Genomic DNA, 17,284 nt, shown 5'->3' with positions numbered 1-17,284 from the left:
TGATCATGGAAGCCGAAGCGGAAACCAAACGACCTGACGTCCTCGCCGAGAGCATTCTTCGCGCCGCCGGAATGTCGGTCGATGACCTCAAATCGCTGGAGACCGTCTTCCGAGAACTCGCGGCATCGTTCGGCGCGCGGTTTGCCGCACAGACCGAGGTGCCTGTTACCGCTGAGCTCGCTGGCGTCAGGACCCTGGAGAAAGACGCGATCACGAACACGCTCGCGCAATCCGGTCTTGTCGGGATGGTGCCGGTATCGAAATGGGGCTCCCGCGTCGTCCTCGCTGCGGACCGCAGCTTTGTCGATTGTGGGATCGAAGCGCTTTTCGGCTCGGGAACGAGTGCCGGAACGGGCAGCGCCGCACGTCCGCTCACATCAGTGGACCTCATCATCGCCCGACAGGTCTTTGCGGATGTAACGGCATCGCTCGACCATATGTTTGCCGCAGGTGCCGAGGGGCTGTTCCAGGTTGGCGATCTGGTCGAGCCGGCTCATCTCGCGCCCAACACAATTTCCGAAACCCGCATGATTTGCTGCGCTGTCACGTTGAAGTCGGCCGGACGCTCCGGGCAAATACTGATCCTCCTGCCGCGATCGAGCTTCAAGCCCATGCAGGACGCAATCGCCCGCATGCTCCGCCAACCGGCCCATCATTCCGATCCGGCATGGGCGAAGAAGCTGCGGCTCGAGGTCAGTCGCGCCCACATCGATGTGGAGGCCTATCTCCAGCAAGGGTCGATGACGCTCGAGCAACTTGCGCTCCTGAAGCCGGGCCAGATACTTCAACTGCCCAAGGATGCGATCGACCAGGTGCGGCTGCGCAGCGGCCACCAGGCACTCTACAAGTGCCGTCTTGGCAAGGCTGGCAGCGCATTCACGGTCCGGATCACCGACCCCATCAATGAAGAAGAGGATCTCCTTGATGAGCTTGCCGCTGGTTAATCTGGTCTCGATCGTGCTGACCGCCGTCTCGCTTGTGGTTTTCCTGGCGGCCCTGCGCAAGGCAAATCGCCTCAACGCGATGAGCCGGATCGTGGCCCACCAGGTAGCCAGTTCGGCCGCCAACCTGCAACAGGCCTTGGCGATCCTCCAGGCGGAACGCGAGACCTGCCGCGACGAAAGCGTGCGTCTCGAAGCGCGCCTGCGCGATTCCGATCGCGTCCGTTCCGAAATTACCCGGGCCATCGATCTCGTCGAGCGCGCCAAGTCGGATCTGAAGGATGGCGTCCGCACCCCGGCGGTCTCGGTACAGCCTTCCTTTACTGCTGCAAAGGCGGCATCAGCCCCGGCGCAGCCCGAAACTCCGGCAAAAATCCTTCCGGTCTTTGTCAACCGCATCGTTCGCAGCGCAGATGTCGCAAGCGTCGTCCTCTAACCTTCATCGGGATAAATAGATCATGGCCCCCCACGACAGGAATTCGATCGAAGACGAGCTCAACGAAGCGATCGAGGAATTGAAGCGCGATGACTCGCAGCCTCGCAAACAGGCGGGCGCAAAACCCAATATCGATCTCATCATGGGTATACCTGTCGACGTTCAGGTCGTGCTCGGCAGCACCTCCATGCCAGTTGCAAATCTTATGAAGCTCGGTCGCGGCGCAGTGGTGACGCTCGACAAGCAGATCGGCGATCCAGTCGACATCGTCGTCAACGGCCGCGTCATCGCGCGGGGTGAGGTCATCGTCCTTGAAGACGATTCGTCCCGCTTTGGCGTCAGCCTCACCGAAGTCATCGGCAGCGGTGCCTGAGCCGAATGAGCGATCAGGAATCATCCGAAGCGGCAAGCGCCATCCATGACCTCAGCGGTCCGGAGAAGGTTGCTGCATTGCTGGTGGCGATCGGACGGCCGTCCGCGTCGCGGCTTTTGAAGCACTTTACTGCCGATGACCTCAGGTCGCTCGCCGGCCATGCCCGCAAGCTGGAGCCGATCACACCCGGCGACTTTGAGGAACTCGTAAAGGAATTCGAGAATGCTTTCGCTGACGGCGCGCCGGTTTCGGAAGCCGGCATGCGCTTCGAGGGTCTCTTGCGCGATACGCTATCCGCCGAGGATGCGAGCGCGGTCATTGAAAATCGGCGTCCGGAACTCCTCACGCAGGAATCGGTCTGGGACCAGCTTCCGCGCGTTCCGGCGGATGTGCTCCAAAGCTATCTTATGGCGCAGCATCCGCAGGTCTCCGCCTACGTCATTTCACGCCTGCCCTCGGACGTTGCGGCAAAGTTGCTCATCCGGTTTGCTGCGGCAGAACGCAGCGCCATTATTCAGCGGACCTTGCACATTCGGAAGGTCACGCCTGCTATCTCGACCATGCTCGAAGGTGTCCTGCAGCAGGAGGTGACCGGCAAGGAGAATACCAGCTCGGAAAAAAGCCATCACGGCGCCATTGCCAATATCATCAATCAGCTTGACAAGTCGGATGTCGAGGAAATCCTTGCCGGTCTTTCGGATCTTGGCGCGGACGACCTTGCCAAGATCAAGGCGAAGCTCTTCACTTTCGAGGATATTGCGCGGCTGTCGCAGCGGGCCCGGCTTGTGCTCTTCGACGAGATCCAGACCGATGTCGTTACCACGGCGCTGCACGGATGCGACCCGCATCTGCAGGAACTCATCCTGCAGTCGCTCTCGACCCGCGGCCGCCGCATGGTCGAGACGGAGCTTTCGAACCAATCGAACGTCAACACAAGTGCCGTCACCGAAGCGCGCCGGGTTATTGCCCGCACCGCGATCAGTCTCGCGGAGCGGGGCAACCTCAAGCTCGACGTGGAAGAGCCGGCATCGTGAGACGTGGATAGCCCATGTCGGACGGCGCCGATAAAGACAGCAAAACCGAGGAAGCGACTGAAAAGAAGATCAGCGATGCCGTCGAAAAAGGAAATCTTCCCTTTTCGCGCGAAGTGCCGATCTTTGCATCGATCGTTGCCTTTCTCATCCTCACGGTTTTTGTCGCGGTTCCAGGTGGCATGAAACTGACCGCGGTTCTATCCGAACTGCTCGACAAATCGGATGACTGGCGGCTTACGAGCGCCGACGATGCGCGGCAGCTGTTCGGAATTGTCGGCGCTGCAGTGGCGTTGGCACTGCTGCCGGTCCTTATCATCGTGCCCGGCGCCGGCATCCTTGCGTCGGTCCTGCAGAACGCGCCGCGCATCGTATTCGATCGAATCGAGCCGCAATTGTCGCGAATATCGCTTGCCAAGGGCTGGTCGCGGGTCTTCGGCACTGCCGGACAAGTCGAGTTCCTGAAATCGACGGTGAAGTTCGTAGCGGCCAGTGTGATCGTCTTCATGATCTTCTTTGAAGACAGCCATTTTTTTGTCGATGCCATCATTACCGAGCCCAATGCCCTGCCGGAACTTATCCGCACTCACATTGTTCGCCTGCTGTCGTCTGTCGCCATCGCTGTGACCGTTCTGGCGGCCTTCGATCTGGCATGGACCCGTATCCATTGGCGCAGCGAACTGCGGATGACGCGACAAGAAGTGAAGGACGAGCACAAGCAGGCGGAGGGTGACCCCCTCGTCAAGTCCCGGCTCCGCTCGCTGGGTCGTGACCGGGCGCGCCAGCGCATGATCGCTTCGGTCCCGGGTGCAACGCTGATCGTCGCAAATCCGACACACTTCTCAGTTGCATTGCGCTATGTTCCGGCAAAGGATTCAGCGCCGGTGGTCGTGGCCAAGGGTCAGGACATTATTGCGCTGAAGATCCGGGAGATCGCCGAAGCAAATGGGGTACCGATCTTTGAGAATGTCCAGTTGGCACGGGCGTTGTATAAACAGGTCCAGGTCAACAGTGTAATTGCTCCGGAATTTTACAAAGCAGTTGCCGAGCTCATTCAGTTCGTTAATGCACGTCGAAAATAATTGCCCAGACCGTCATCGGATCAATGCATGAAGAAAACGCAGTATTCCGCAACCCGCGTCGACATTATCTCCGGACATTTGACGGAGGTTGTGGATGATCTTCGGCTCGTGGACGTTGCGGACTATATCGCCTTCATCCGCTGCGAGCTCTTTGGCAATATCGCCGACATCGTCAATTCAGCGACGGAGCTGACATTCTATCCCGACACGCTCACATTCGGTCTAGGCGGCGAGTACACGCTCGACTGGAATGCGGCACCGAAGGTGATGCTCGATCTCGAGTTCAAGAACATGGGCGTCAACGCCTATTTCCGGCTGACACTTGGCGCTGATTCAACCGAGATCGATCTCCACCACGTCAGGTTTGCGGAGACGGGCCGGACCCCGGCCGACAATACCGCCCTTCTCGCTGCGGCCTTCGAGAATGCGCGCCTGCCACAACTGACCGCATCCGAGAACCTCGGCTAGAATTTGTTGCTGATCGCAGGCATCTCGATCACGCCGAGCGCCAGTGCCGTCGCGACGGTAGAGGTTCGGTTGGAGCAGCCGAGCTTGTTCTTGGCGTTGGTCAGATAGGTGACGACCGTCCAGCGCGCAATATTGAGAATCTCGCCGATTTCCCCATCTGTCTTGCCGTTCGCCGCCCAGTAGAGGCAGTCGATTTCCCGTTTGGTCAGGAGACTGGCGACGGATGCCGCCAGCGCGGGATTGCGGTTGCTGTGGAGGCTGTTGTGAAGCTTTGCCGACACGCCGGCCAGTCGCTTGCCGATGGCGCCGATCGAGGCCATCTGTTCGGCTGATTGCACGTCGAAGGTGAATTCGGTAACGCCGCGAAAACCGTGCGAGTTCGATGTAGGCACGACGAGAAAGAGGTTGCCGAGGCCGCGCAACTGGCTGTCACGCAGGAACTTCCTTGATTCCGGCGGCAAGCTTTTGTCTTCCGCAAGATTGCGAATCGTGCCGATCGCATCGAAATGCCGGCGCGCCTGCATGATGCCCTGCACCAGCGGATCGACGCGATAATAGTTCTTAGCCGAATAGCGCACGACCCAATGGACCGGCAAGGTCGTCAACACCGAGATTTCAGGATCGCTGCCGCGCTGCGGCTTCGTCAGATCTGAATAGCCGATATGAGTGATATAGCGACAGCCTAATTGCTGGCGAACATCCCTCAGCATTTCCAGTGTATCTAGTTTTAGGCTGCCACTGGAAAAGCCTTCCTGGAAATCCGGGAAATGGGCCAGATCAAAATGCATGTACAGCGCAAACCATTATTTTCAGCATAATATGCTGGCATCACCAAATAACTCTAGAAAATCAAGCGTAGTTTGACGTTCAGAATCAATCACGTGTGGATGGTTGCACTAGCTTGACGCAGTGCACAAGACGCGCACAACTCTATTTTTGGTTCTACACACTTTTGCAGCAATCGAACAATTCATGTTTTGTGCAATTGGTAGTTGAAGATTTCACATCCCGCCACTGTCTCTTATGGTGTATTAAATAAAGACCCAGTTGTATTGCCGCCGTGCAGCTTGAAGATCAAACCGGATCGCCTGCTACCGGCGATTGTGCTAATGGCAAACAATGTCCACACAATCGAGCGAAAATTTCTTTGATAGGATCCCCGTCTTTGTGGAATTCGAAGGCGTAGTCGATACGGCGAACTACCAGCCGCTACCCGATGACTGGGTGCTTGCGACAGCAGATATTGTAAGTTCGACCGAGGCCATTGCGGAAGGCAGATACAAAGCGGTCAATACCGCCGGGGCAAGCGTGATCTCCGCATTGCTCAACGCCGTCGGCAAGAAGGACTATCCCTTTGTTTTTGGCGGTGACGGTGCACTGGTAGCGCTTCCTGTATCGCTCTCGGAAAAGGCACGCGAAGCACTCGCCGCCGTTCAGTCCTGGGTCGCCGAGGAACTTGGGCTCAATCTTCGCGCCGCCCTTGTGCCCATAGCGGATATACGGGCGATCGGGCTCGACGTCCGTGTTGCCCGTTTTGCGGTGAGCCCTGACGTTTCCTATGCCATGTTTGCGGGTGGTGGCACGAGTTGGGCCGAAGCGCAAATGAAGGCCGGTGAATATGCGGTGGATCGCGCACCCACAGGGACACGGCCCGACCTCACCGGCCTGTCCTGCCGGTGGAATCCGATTGAAGCGCGCAACGGCGCAATCGTCTCGATCATTGCGGTTCCTGGCACCACCGGTGCCAACGTGCAGTTCCGAAAACTCGTCTCGGATGTCCTGGCTGTTGCCGCTGGCCAGGGACGCGGCGCGCACCCGCTGCCCGCGGAAGGTCCCACCGTCAAGTTTACGACGGCGGGCGTCGACGCCGAAGCGCGCGCAGCAGCGCCGCCGGGCAAGCGATTTACCCGCAAGCTCGCCATCATTGCACAGATTATCCTGATATACGTGCTCGACAAGTTCGGACTGACGGCCGGGGGATGGGACCCGAAAATATACAAGCGCGAGCTGGCCCAGAATTCCGACTTTCGCAAGTTCGATGACGGGCTGAAGCTGACCATTGATATCGAGCCTGAACGCCTGCGCCGTATCGAAATGCTGCTCGACCAAGCTTCGGCCGCCGGTATCGCGCGCTATGGCCTGCACAAGCAGGATTCCGCGCTGATCACGTGTTTCGTGCCGACCCCAATGGCGCACGATCACATTCATTTCATCGACGGCGCATCGGGCGGCTATGCGATGGCAGCGAGCAATCTGAAGGCCAAGCTTTCTTAGCCCGGTCAGGACTTCACGATGTGTTCGACCGAAAGTCCGAGCTTCGCAAAGACGTTGCGCGTATCGATGATCAAGGGCGACCAACGTGCGAGGTCAGCATAATTGACATCATCGTGATCTGTCGCAATGAGCACGGCGTCATAGGAGCGAACGATCTCCTCGGTCAGAGCGATGGATTTGCGTCCTTTCAGACTCATATGTTCACGTGTGGTCGGCACGGTCGCAACGAAAGGATCATGATAGTCGGTAGTGCCGCCGCGTTCCTCGATGATTTCGATCAGGCGCAGGGAGGGGCTTTCGCGGATGTCCGGAACATTCTTCTTGTAGGCAAGACCGACGATGAGGATACGCGAGCGGCTGAGCGCCTTGCCCGCGCGCCTGTCGAGCGCTTCCGCGAGGTTGGCAACGACATAGCGCGGCATCGCTGCGTTGATCTCGCCGGCAAGTTCGATGAACCGTGTCGGCAGTTCGTACTCGCGCGATTTCCAGGTCAGATAGAACGGATCGATTGGGATGCAATGGCCGCCAAGCCCGGGGCCGGGGTAAAAAGGCATGTAGCCGAACGGTTTTGTCTTCGCGGCCTCGATGACTTCCCATATGTCGATCCCCATTGCCGCATAGAGTGTCTTAAGCTCGTTGACGAGCGCAATGTTGACCGCCCTGAAGATGTTCTCGGTAAGCTTGACTGCTTCGGCTGTCGCGTTCGAGGAAACCGGGACGACGGTCTTCACGGCGGCGCCATAAAAAGCCAGCATCAGGGCGCGTGCCTCGTCCCCGTCTCCGGCGACGATCTTCGGAATGGTGGCGGTATCGAAATCGCGGTTGCCCGGATCCTCACGTTCCGGCGAAAAGCCGAGAAAGAAGTCGGACCCGGATTTAAGCCCGGTCTCTTCGAGGATGGTTTTGACGATATCGTCGGTGGTGCCGGGGTATGTTGTGGACTCCAGCACGATCAACTGCCCCCGGCGCAGCGTACGGGCGATCGAGCGGCTCGTCGCCTCGACATAGGATAGATCGGGATCGCGGTGCTTGGTTAGTGGGGTCGGCACGCAAATGACGATAACGTCGCAGGTTGCGAGCAGGCTAAAGTCAGTCGTGGATTTGAAGCGCTTTGTCTTCATCTCGTCGGAGAGCGCTTCGTTGGAAACGGCTTCGATATAGGACTGGCCGGCGTCGAGCGCGATGATCTTCTCCGGGTCGATATCGAAACCGGTTACGGCAAACCCGCTCCGCGCCAGCGTTATCGCCAATGGAAGGCCGACGTAGCCGAGACCGATCACTCCCGCTTGCGCCTGGCGTGTTTCGATTTTGCCGGAAAGAGCAAGATAGGGTGAAGCGGACAAGGTAATCTCTTTCGTGCCAAAGCGTGCGCAAATCTGGGTGCTTTAGATGGCGGCAATGAACAGGAGTGTCAAGCAAGTGCAGCTCCTCCGGCGCATGTCAGCTTTTTGAAGACCGGACGTTGCGACCTATTGCTTCGGCCGGTCGTGACACCCATGTGAGGGAATAGAACAATGATCGATAAAGGACTGCCCGACGAAGTATCCCCGGTTGCATCGGACTGGTCTTGCCAATGCTGACGTGCCCCACGGGCGACGTTGACTCCAAAGCCCGATTCACTCATTTTCGATCTACACGGATTGGTTGTGCCGATCCGAATTGTGGGGAACGGACGTGGCTCGTATTTTTGTAAGGACAAGCGATGAGCGCGACCCAATCTGATGTCTCCACCATTCTCCTCGACAAGGTAGCCGACTGGCTTACGCACGCCTCTCTTGCCGGCGACAATCTTGAAACCATCGTCAGGGGTTTTTGCGAACGCATAGCCGCGGCTGGCCTCCCCATCGCGCGCGTCAACCTGTCCTTTTCCATGCTGCACCCGCTCTACGACGCTTTGGGTTTTACATGGATGCGCGCCACGGGCATGAGCGTCGAGGGATATCGCCACGATCCGGCCGGCAAGCCGGAGCGTTTCCTGCAAAGCCCGTATTTTTATCTTCTCAACAATAATCTCGAACATTTGCGCCGCCGGCTCGACAGGGACGGTCCGGTGGAATTCCCGGTCCTCGAAGAACTGCGCCAGGAGGGAATGACCGATTACCTCGCCTTCCTGCAGCCTTTCGGCGGTCAATCCACGCAAGGCATGATGGGTTCGTGGTCGACTGACAGCACCGGGGGGTTCAGCGATGCGATGATTGCCGCGCTGTTGCGGCTGCAGAACCATCTCGCCGTTGCGGCCAAGATGGCAGTTCTCGGCAAGCTCGCGGACAATATGCTGACGACTTATCTCGGCGGCAATGCCGGCAAGCGTGTCCTCGACGGCCAGATTAGGCGCGGGGACGGCGAGACCATTCGCGCAGCCCTCGTCATGGGCGATATGCGGGAATCGACCATGCTTGCTGAAAAGGAAGGCCGGCAAGCCTATATCGACACGCTCAATCATTTCTTCGACGCGATTGCCGCCCCATTCAACCGCAGCGGCGGTGAGATCATGAGTTTCATGGGTGACGGCTTCCTTGCGGTCTATCCGTGCGGTCGCCACAAGGATCCGTCGAAGATTGCCTGCGACGCAGCGCTTGCTGCCGTTTTCAAGGCGCAGGCGCGTGTTGCCGAACTCAACAAGGATCGCCGCAGCAACGGGCTCAGCGATGTTCGCTACGGCATCGGCCTCCACGTCGGCAATGTGATGTTCGGCAATGTCGGGCTCAAAGATCGCCTGACGTTTTCGGCATTCGGCTCGGCCGTCAATGAAGTGCAGCGGTTGCAGGTGCTGACCAAAAAATATTCGCATGAAGTCATCGCCAGCCAGGCCTTTGCCTCCTATTGCGGGGGCGACTGGACCACGCTCGGCGAAGAACAATTGCGCGGTGTCGGCCACAAGGTGACGGTGCTGCTGCCGAACGCTTCAGGCGATCCGATTAAGATTGATGACGCCTACGACGATGTTGCTTATGATGGCCTCTCGGAAGCCGAACAAGTCATGCTTCTGCACCGTGATGCCAAAACCCGTCGCCCTCTATTGGAAAAATTCATGCAATGATCGGAAAGACGCTTGCCATGGCTTTCTTCGCCGGAACTCTGAGCCTCAGCCCCGCGGCAGCCGATCCGGCAAGCGACTTTCTCCATGACGGGTTTGACGGCGCCGACTTCGCGCCAAGCGGCGGGCTCTACTATCGCAAGAATTTTGAGCAGCGTGCGGGAACGGCCGAATTTCAGTCGGAGGTGAAGCTCACTGGTTCCGGGGCCCTGAAACTGAGCGTGCGGCCATTCTGCCCGGCTTCGCGAAAGAACTGCAGCGAGCGGGCTGAAATCTGGGAAAAGACCGATCGTCGCGTCCCCTATGATCAGGGCGTCTGGTATGGCTTCGCGGTCAAGTTCGCCGATCCAATACCGATGGGCGACCACCGCTACCTGATTGCCCAATGGAAGCGTGAAATCGGACCGGACGCCGTGGGCGATTTCAGTCCTTTCCTGGCGCTGCGCCTCAATCAAGGCAAGCTCTTTGCGACGATCGAAACGAATTATGTGGCGCCTGGCGCCCAGACCACCGACAGCGTGAAGTCGTGCGGCGAAGCCAAGACACCCATTTGGTATAGGCCGGACGTCAACCAAATGCGCGCACTGATTGCCACTGACCCGACCTGGACACCTGAGGACGGCAGCCAGTTCAGCGCCTGCACCAACGAGATCGTTGTGACCGATCGCGGCAATAAACTGCCGACACCGGATTCAGGCTGGATCGACTTTGCCATTTACAGCAAGCCCGGCCCGGATGGCTCAGGCCATGTCGAGATTTTCGCCAACAAGAAGTGGATTGTCACGGTCAAGGGCCGCATTGGCCATGGTGACGAGGGCCTCGGCAAGAACCAGTACTTCAAGTTCGGTCCCTACCGCGCCGCGGACGATACCAATTGGACGCTCTATTATGACAATTTTCGCCGCTCATCGCGCTGCGAGGACGTGCTTGGCGCGGATGCCTGTCCGGCGCCGTAGCTAGACCGGCCGCCACACCTCCAACGTAGCTTCACGTTTGGCGATCTTGATAGAGTCCGTATCGAACGACATCATAGCTTCGCAATTGGCGCTTGAGGCGAGGTGAAAGGCATCTGCAAAGTCCATGCGTTCTCTCGCCAATGTCAGCGCCTCGCGGCCAGAAAGCAGACACAATAATATCAGAATCGACCGCGATCATTCTTTTCCCTGACGGCCTCTGTTACCGCGTTGTCCATGTCCTGCAGTGATCGCGGTCGGCCGTCGTGTTTCAACATGCCGGCCACGTCTTCGATTCTGGTCGGTGCAAACAGGGGAGCGTTCTTCAATAAGATGCCGTCAGGCGTTTCTTCGATAAGAAGGCGGGTGCCGGCATGCCAGTGCCGCTCCTTGCGCACTGCCGCCGGAAGGACGACCTGACCCTTTGTGGATACGACTGTTGTCAGCCTCTCATCATGCTTGGTCATTGAAAAACCACCCCGTTAGCAAGACGATAGTAAGTTCGTGGCTCCCAGCGCAATTGCCAAGAGCCTTCACTCTAATTGGCAGGCGCACGATCACGCCTGAGCCTATCACGCTAGACTCCCCCAAGACCGTACGATAGTCTCGGCACAATAAACGATAAATGATGTGCTGCGGGGAACAGTTGGCTCTCATGAAATCCGGGTCTGATCTTCTGCGTATCGAAAACCTCGGTATCTCCTTTTCGATGCTCGGTGGCCGTTTGCACGTCGTCAAGGGCGCCAATCTGCGCGTGCTCCCCGGGAAAGTCACAGCGCTCGTCGGCGAGTCCGGATCCGGTAAATCCGTTATAAGCCAGTCGGTCATGGGTATACTGCCGAACACGGCAAAGGCTACCGGCAAGATTCTTTTTACCGATCCTCTCGATGGCAGGACCACCGACATTCTGCAATTGCCGACTGACGGCGAGCAGATCAGGGCGCTGCGCGGCAGCCGCATGGCCAAGATTTTTCAAGAGCCCATGACCTCCCTGTCGCCGCTTCATACTGTCGGCAACCAGATCAGCGAGGTCCTGGCGATCCACACTGAGTCTTCCAAGGAAGAGCGCCGCGCGCGAACCGAGGAGATGCTGGATAACGTCGGATTTTCCAATCCAAGCCGCACCTATGATATGTACCCTTTCGAGCTTTCGGGCGGTATGCGCCAGCGTGCAATGATCGCCATGGCGCTGATCTGCCGGCCCGCGCTCCTGATTGCCGATGAGCCGACGACGGCGCTCGATGTGACGATCCAGGCGCAGATACTGGAGTTGCTTCGGGAACTCCAGCACAAGCTGAACATGGCGATGCTTCTGATCACCCATGATCTCGGCGTTGTCGCCAACATGGCCGATGAAGTCGTGGTGATCTATCACGGCGAGATCATGGAAGCCGGACCCGTCGAAGCGATTTTCCGCAATCCGCAGCACGCCTATCTCAAGGGACTCATGGCCGCGGTCCCGCATTTCGATATGAAGCCGGGCGAGCGTCTGAAGGCTCTGCGCGAAGTCCCGGTGAAGACCGACACGCTGTGGGCCAAGAAAAAGGAAGTTGCGAACGCCCCTGAGATCCTGCTTTCGGTCCGCGATCTGACGAAATCGTATAAAACCCGAAAATCCGGTCTTTTTGGTCGCAAGCATACAACGGAAGTGCGCGCTGTCGATGGCGTCAGTTTCGATATCAGGCGCGGCGAATGCCTTGGCCTCGTTGGTGAAAGCGGCTCGGGCAAGACCACAGTCAGCAAGATCCTCATGCGGGCCGTCACGCCAGACAGCGGGTCGGTGACGTTCGATGACGGCTCTGGCAAGATTAATGTACTCACGGCCCAGGGCGACGATCTCATGGATCTGCGCACCCATATCCAGATGGTTTTCCAGGACCCGGTGTCGTCACTTTCGCCGCGCATGACCGTCCAGAATATCCTGAGCGAGCCACTTGAGATCCATGGACGTGGCGACCGGGCCTACAGGCTCGAAAAGGTGCGCGGCCTGATGCAGGCCATAGGTCTCGACCAGCGCTTCCTTAATCGCTATCCGCACAGCTTTTCCGGCGGTCAGCGCCAGCGTATCGGGATCGCCCGTGCGCTTGCCCTTGGCCCGCAACTGCTGATTTGCGACGAGCCAGTATCAGCGCTCGATGTGTCGGTGCAGGCCCAAATCCTCAACCTCCTCAAGGACTTGCAGAAGCAGCTCGGCTTGACCTATCTCTTCATTTCGCACAACCTCGCCGTCGTTGATTACATGGCGGACCGTATCGCGGTCATGTGGGGCGGGCGCATTGTCGAACTCGCACCGAGGGAGGTCATCCTGCGCAACCCGGTCCACCCCTATACGCGCGGTCTTCTCGCCGCCGTCCCCTTCCCCGACCTTGATCGCCCGCTCGATTTTACGACGCTGCAGGCGAGCGGCGCCTCCGAACAGGGCGAGTGGGCGCCGCAATTCAGGCCCGATGAAGCGGGAGACCCGTTGATACCCGCCGATCTCGGCGACGGCCATTTTGTCCTTGCACGAAAAAACGTTGACGTTCGGGAGCTTCGCCCTTGGTAACGCGTCGCACAGTTCTCGGCGCACTCGGCTGCGCCGTCCTGCCCGGGGTCGCGCGTGCGGCAGACCGCGAGATGGAGCACGAGCCGGATTTTCTTGCCGATCGGCTGCTTGCCCGCAGTCTTCCTCCGATTTCCGAGCGGCTGCCCAAGCAACCGCGCATCGTACCGCTGAAGAGCATGGGACGGATGCCGGGAAAATATGGCGGGACGATCCGTACCATCATCGGCAGCGCCAAGGATATCCGGCTGATGACGATCTACGGCTATGCGCGACTTGTCGGGTACGACGAGCGTCTGGTCTTCCAGCCGGACGTTCTCGAAGCATTCCAATCGGACAAGGATACGGTCTTCACCTTCAAGTTGCGGGAAGGACACAAGTGGTCGGACGGATCGCCATTCACCACCGCTGATTTCCGCTATTGGTGGGAAGACGTCCTTTTGAACAAGGACCTGACACCGGGGGGCGGTGCGCTTGAGCTGCGCGTCGATGGCAATCTGCCGCGTTTCGAGGTCGTGGATGATCTGACGGTCCGCTATACCTGGGAGCGGCCCAATCCTAATTTTCTCCCTGCCCTCGCCGGACCGCAGCCCCTCATCATTGTTGGCCCGTCGGCCTATATGAAGCAGTTCCACAAGAAGTATCAGGACGAATTTCGGCTTTCGGCACTGATGAAGGAAAACCGCGTCAAGAAATGGGCTGATCTTCACATCAAGATGGCGCGCGAGTACCGCCCCGAGAACCCTGAACTGCCGACGCTCTATCCCTGGAGGAACACCACCGCACCGCCGGCGGAGCAGTTCATCTTCGAGCGGAACCCCTATTTCCACCGGGTCGACGAGAACGGCAAGCAATTGCCCTATGTCGACAAGTTCATCCTCAATGTCAGCTCATCGTCCATTATCCCGGCCAAAACGGGGGCGGGTGAAAGCGACCTGCAGGCGACGGGTATCGATTTTAACGACTACACGTTCCTGAAAGACGCCGAAGATCGCTATCCGGTGAAGGTCGATCTGTGGAAACTGACGCGGGGCTCGCGGCTCGCCATCCTGCCGAATCTGAATTGCGGTGACGATGTATGGCGAAACCTTTTCCGCGATGTCAGGGTGCGGCGTGCGCTGTCGCTTGCCATAGACAGGCATGAGATCAACATGGCGGCTTTCTACGGCCTCGGAAAGCCCAGCGCCGACACTGTTTTGCCGGAAAGCCCCCTGTTCAAGCCGGAATATGCCAAGGCGTGGATCGACCATGATCCTGAGCAGGCCAACGCATTGCTCGATGAAGCCGGTCTTCAGAATCGCAATGACGATGGCATTCGGCTTCTGCCGGATGGCCGGCCTGCGGAGATTACGGTCGAGACTCCGGGCGAAAGCACCCTTGATACCGACGTTCTCGAACTCATCACCGATCACTGGCGCAAGGTGGGCCTGGCCTTGTTCACCCGAACATCCCAACGCGACATCTTCCGTAGCCGCGCGCAAGGCGGCCACATCATGATGTCGATCTGGTATGGCATCGAAAATGGCGTGGCAACCGCCGACATGAACCCGCAGCAGCTCGCCCCGACTGCCGACGACCAGCTGCAATGGCCGCTCTGGGGGATGTACTATCTCTCGCTCGGCCAAAACGGCAAGGCCCCCGATCTGCCGGAGGCCGTGGAACTCGTCAATCTGCAGAACAGCTGGCGCGCATCCTCCAGCATGGCCGAGCGTACGGAAATCTGGCACAAGATGCTGTCAATCTATACGAGCCAGGTTTTCTCGATCGGTATCGTGAACGGCACGCTGCAGCCCATCTTGCGCACAGCGCGCTTGCAGAATGTTCCGAAACAGGCGCTCTACGGCTTCGATCCCACCTGCTATCTCGGAATTTACATGCCCGATACGTTCTGGCTGAACGAGGAGCAGGTTTAGAATGTTGTTGAAGTACATCTTGTGGCGCATCGCCGCGATGATCCCGACCCTGCTCATCATATCCGCTCTCGTGTTCACCATCATCGAATTGCCGCCCGGCAACTTCCTCGACAGTCAGATCGCGGAGATGCAGGCACAGGGCGAAACGGTGAACCTCCAGGATATCGAGGAACTGCGCCATCAATACGGTTTCGACCAGCCGCCTGTGCTGCGCTATTTCCACTGGCTCGGCGGCATGCTCCATGGCGATTTCGGTTACTCCTTCGAGTATCAACTGCCGGTCAGCGAAGTCGTCGGCGAGCGTATGTGGCTGACGATACTCGTGTCGTTCGTGACGATCATTTTTACGTGGCTGATTGCATTTCCGATCGGCATGTATTCCGCGACGCACCAGTATAGCTGGGGCGACTACGGACTGACCCTTTTTGGCCTCCTTGGCATTGCCATTCCGAATTTCATGCTGGCGTTGATCCTGATGTATTTCGCCAATATCTGGTTCGGCACGTCCATCGGGCATTTGATGGACCAGAAATTCCTGAACGAGCCGATGAGCTGGGAGAAGGCCCGGTCCATACTTTCGCATCTTTGGATCCCGGTCATCATCGTCGGAACGGCCGGCACTGCAGGCATGATCCGGCGGCTGCGCGCCAACCTGCTCGACGAGTTGCAAAAGCAATATGTCATGACGGCGCGCGCCAAGGGGCTTCACCCGTTCAAGACATTGGTCAAATATCCCTTGCGGATGGCGCTCAACTTCTTCGTTTCCGATATCGGATCCATTCTGCCGGCGATCATCTCGGGTGCGGAGATCACGGCCATCGTGCTTTCGCTCGAGACCACCGGTCCCATGCTCATCAAGGCGTTGCAAAGCCAGGATATGTACCTTGCCGGCTCCTTCCTGATGTTCCTCGCTTTCCTGACGGTCATCGGCGTCCTGATATCGGATATCGCTCTTGCCTTTCTCGACCCGCGAATTCGGCTTGCCGGCAGGAGCACCAAATGACGGCACAGCTCCCCTCTCCCGGTGCGCCGCTGCAGCACTATGTTTCGACGGCGCCGTTCGATCCCATGTCGATCGAGGTGATGACGGAGGAGCAGGCGAAGCTTCATCTGGCTTCGCAGCGGAAGCTCATGTGGTGGAAGTTCAAGCGTCACAGACTCGCGCTTGCTTCGGGTATATTCCTGCTCCTGCTCTACGGCATGATCGTCATTGCTGAGTTCCTGGCGCCGTACAACCTGCATACGCGTAATGTCGACTTCATTTATTCGCCGCCGCAGCGAGTTCGCCTGTTCCACGACGGCAATTTCGTCGGGCCTTTCGTTTACGGGCGCCAGATGTCGCTCGACATGGATACGCTGAAGCGCAACTATTCCGATAACCGCAATGACGTCCAACCAATCCGCTTCTTTTGTCGGGGTGACAGCTATAAGTTCTGGGGAGCTATCGAGAGCAACATCCATCTTGTTTGCCCGGCGGTGGGCGGGCAGATGTTCCTTCTCGGCACGGACCGTCTTGGCCGCGATGTCCTGTCGCGCATTATCTACGGCGCCCGCATATCGCTCACGATCGGCCTTATCGGCATAACGATCAGCTTCGTCCTCGGCATCGTTATCGGCGGGCTTGCCGGCTATCACGGCGGGGTCTTCGATCTCCTGGTGCAGCGCGTCATCGAAGTGTTGCAATCTTTGCCTAGCTTGCCGCTTTGGATGGCATTGGCGGCTATCATGCCGGTAAGCTGGAGTCCGATCCTGATCTATTTCGGTATCACGCTCATTCTCGGCATGCTGGACTGGACGGGGCTGGCGCGATCCGTACGCTCCAAGCTGCTTTCGCTGCGCGAGGAGGATTACGTTCTCGCCGCACAGTTGATGGGCGCCAGCAGCGCCCGCATAATCGGGCGTCACCTGGTGCCCGGTTTCATGTCGCATCTAATTGCAACGGCTACGATTTCCATTCCCGGGATGATCCTCGGCGAGACCGCGCTGAGTTTTCTCGGACTTGGCTTGCGGCCGCCCATAACGAGCTGGGGCGTGCTGCTGACTGAGGCGCGCAGTGTCAATGTGATCGCATTCTATCCCTGGCTGCTGTTTCCGATGATTCCGGTTATTCTTGTCATTCTCGCATTCAATTTCTTGGGAGATGGGTTGCGCGATGCCGCCGATCCATACAGATAAGGGCCCAACAGGTTCGGGTGCACTGTGCGGGTCAACCCGCAAAACAAAGGGTTTTGACC

At 58.3% G+C, this 17,284-nt stretch carries 16 protein-coding genes; 13 read left to right on the top strand and 3 right to left on the bottom strand.

Annotated elements, in window-relative coordinates:
- Positions 1 to 5 precede the first annotated feature (5 nt).
- The 6 genes from BM074_RS21040 to BM074_RS21015 are packed head-to-tail and all read left to right on the top strand — an operon-like array spanning position 6 to position 4,331.
- The gene (locus tag BM074_RS21040) at positions 6 to 944 is read left to right on the top strand and encodes a FliM/FliN family flagellar motor switch protein (protein WP_175499089.1); all 939 of its coding nucleotides are present in this window, start codon (positions 6 to 8) and stop codon (positions 942 to 944) included.
- A complete protein-coding gene (locus BM074_RS21035; protein ID WP_091925067.1) occupies positions 925 to 1,377 on the top strand; it encodes a BAB2_0123 family type IV secretion system effector in 453 nt (150 codons plus the stop codon). Before BM074_RS21040 ends, BM074_RS21035 begins: the two co-directional genes overlap by 20 nt.
- 22 nt (positions 1,378 to 1,399) lie before the next feature.
- Positions 1,400 to 1,750 (top strand): flagellar motor switch protein FliN, encoded by a 351-nt coding sequence (gene fliN / locus BM074_RS21030; RefSeq protein WP_036815168.1) that lies wholly within the window; start codon positions 1,400 to 1,402, stop codon positions 1,748 to 1,750.
- A gap of 5 nt (positions 1,751 to 1,755) precedes the next feature.
- Positions 1,756 to 2,784: a flagellar motor switch protein FliG gene (locus tag BM074_RS21025; RefSeq protein ID WP_091925064.1), complete on the top strand. Its 1,029-nt coding sequence runs from the start codon at positions 1,756 to 1,758 to the stop codon at positions 2,782 to 2,784.
- A 14-nt stretch (positions 2,785 to 2,798) separates the two neighbouring features.
- Positions 2,799 to 3,863 carry a flagellar biosynthesis protein FlhB gene (gene flhB / locus BM074_RS21020; RefSeq protein ID WP_027233098.1) on the top strand — a complete coding sequence of 355 codons (1,065 nt, stop codon included), beginning with the start codon at positions 2,799 to 2,801 and terminating at the stop codon, positions 3,861 to 3,863.
- A gap of 27 nt (positions 3,864 to 3,890) precedes the next feature.
- Positions 3,891 to 4,331 carry a hypothetical protein gene (locus BM074_RS21015; protein ID WP_091925061.1) on the top strand — a complete coding sequence of 147 codons (441 nt, stop codon included), beginning with the start codon at positions 3,891 to 3,893 and terminating at the stop codon, positions 4,329 to 4,331.
- Here the strand turns inward: BM074_RS21015 and BM074_RS21010 are convergent.
- On the bottom strand, positions 4,328 to 5,119 hold the full coding sequence (locus BM074_RS21010; protein ID WP_091925058.1) for a helix-turn-helix transcriptional regulator: 792 nt from the start codon (positions 5,117 to 5,119) through the stop codon (positions 4,328 to 4,330). The genes BM074_RS21015 and BM074_RS21010 overlap by 4 nt on opposite strands.
- 331 nt (positions 5,120 to 5,450) lie before the next feature.
- Here BM074_RS21010 and BM074_RS21005 point away from each other — a divergent pair, with 331 nt between their 5' ends.
- The gene (locus BM074_RS21005; RefSeq protein WP_091925057.1) at positions 5,451 to 6,605 is read left to right on the top strand and encodes a DUF3095 domain-containing protein; all 1,155 of its coding nucleotides are present in this window, start codon (positions 5,451 to 5,453) and stop codon (positions 6,603 to 6,605) included.
- 5 nt (positions 6,606 to 6,610) lie between these two features.
- Here BM074_RS21005 and BM074_RS21000 read toward each other — a convergent pair whose 3' ends face one another.
- Positions 6,611 to 7,948 carry a nucleotide sugar dehydrogenase gene (locus BM074_RS21000; RefSeq protein ID WP_091925055.1) on the bottom strand — a complete coding sequence of 446 codons (1,338 nt, stop codon included), beginning with the start codon at positions 7,946 to 7,948 and terminating at the stop codon, positions 6,611 to 6,613.
- A 359-nt stretch (positions 7,949 to 8,307) separates the two neighbouring features.
- Here BM074_RS21000 and BM074_RS20995 point away from each other — a divergent pair, with 359 nt between their 5' ends.
- Positions 8,308 to 9,645 (top strand): adenylate/guanylate cyclase domain-containing protein, encoded by a 1,338-nt coding sequence (locus tag BM074_RS20995; RefSeq protein WP_027233103.1) that lies wholly within the window; start codon positions 8,308 to 8,310, stop codon positions 9,643 to 9,645.
- On the top strand, positions 9,642 to 10,598 hold the full coding sequence (locus tag BM074_RS20990) for a polysaccharide lyase (RefSeq protein WP_244533029.1): 957 nt from the start codon (positions 9,642 to 9,644) through the stop codon (positions 10,596 to 10,598). The genes BM074_RS20995 and BM074_RS20990 overlap by 4 nt, the downstream gene beginning before the upstream one ends.
- Before the next feature lie 179 nt (positions 10,599 to 10,777).
- On the opposite strand, the gene BM074_RS20985 is transcribed toward BM074_RS20990, so the two are convergent.
- Positions 10,778 to 11,062, bottom strand: a complete 285-nt coding sequence (locus BM074_RS20985; protein ID WP_091925053.1) for an AbrB/MazE/SpoVT family DNA-binding domain-containing protein — start codon at positions 11,060 to 11,062, stop codon at positions 10,778 to 10,780.
- 188 nt (positions 11,063 to 11,250) lie between these two features.
- Here BM074_RS20985 and BM074_RS20980 point away from each other — a divergent pair, with 188 nt between their 5' ends.
- The 4 genes from BM074_RS20980 to BM074_RS20965 are packed head-to-tail and all read left to right on the top strand — an operon-like array spanning position 11,251 to position 17,225.
- The gene (locus BM074_RS20980; protein WP_091925050.1) at positions 11,251 to 13,140 is read left to right on the top strand and encodes an ABC transporter ATP-binding protein; all 1,890 of its coding nucleotides are present in this window, start codon (positions 11,251 to 11,253) and stop codon (positions 13,138 to 13,140) included.
- Positions 13,134 to 15,050: an ABC transporter substrate-binding protein gene (locus BM074_RS20975; protein ID WP_091925047.1), complete on the top strand. Its 1,917-nt coding sequence runs from the start codon at positions 13,134 to 13,136 to the stop codon at positions 15,048 to 15,050. The genes BM074_RS20980 and BM074_RS20975 overlap by 7 nt, the downstream gene beginning before the upstream one ends.
- 4 nt (positions 15,051 to 15,054) lie before the next feature.
- Positions 15,055 to 16,053, top strand: coding sequence for an ABC transporter permease (locus BM074_RS20970; RefSeq protein ID WP_027233108.1), 999 nt, complete (start codon positions 15,055 to 15,057; stop codon positions 16,051 to 16,053).
- Complete coding sequence (locus tag BM074_RS20965; protein WP_027233109.1) at positions 16,050 to 17,225, top strand: ABC transporter permease; 1,176 nt, start codon at positions 16,050 to 16,052, stop codon at positions 17,223 to 17,225. Before BM074_RS20970 ends, BM074_RS20965 begins: the two co-directional genes overlap by 4 nt.
- Positions 17,226 to 17,284: the final 59 nt, after the last annotated feature.

This window comes from Phyllobacterium sp. CL33Tsu (genome assembly GCF_900113985.1).
Classification (GTDB): Bacteria; Pseudomonadota; Alphaproteobacteria; order Rhizobiales; family Rhizobiaceae; genus Phyllobacterium; species Phyllobacterium pellucidum.
Note: the sequence above shows the minus strand (reverse complement) of the source record. Positions and strands in the feature narration are given on the sequence as shown.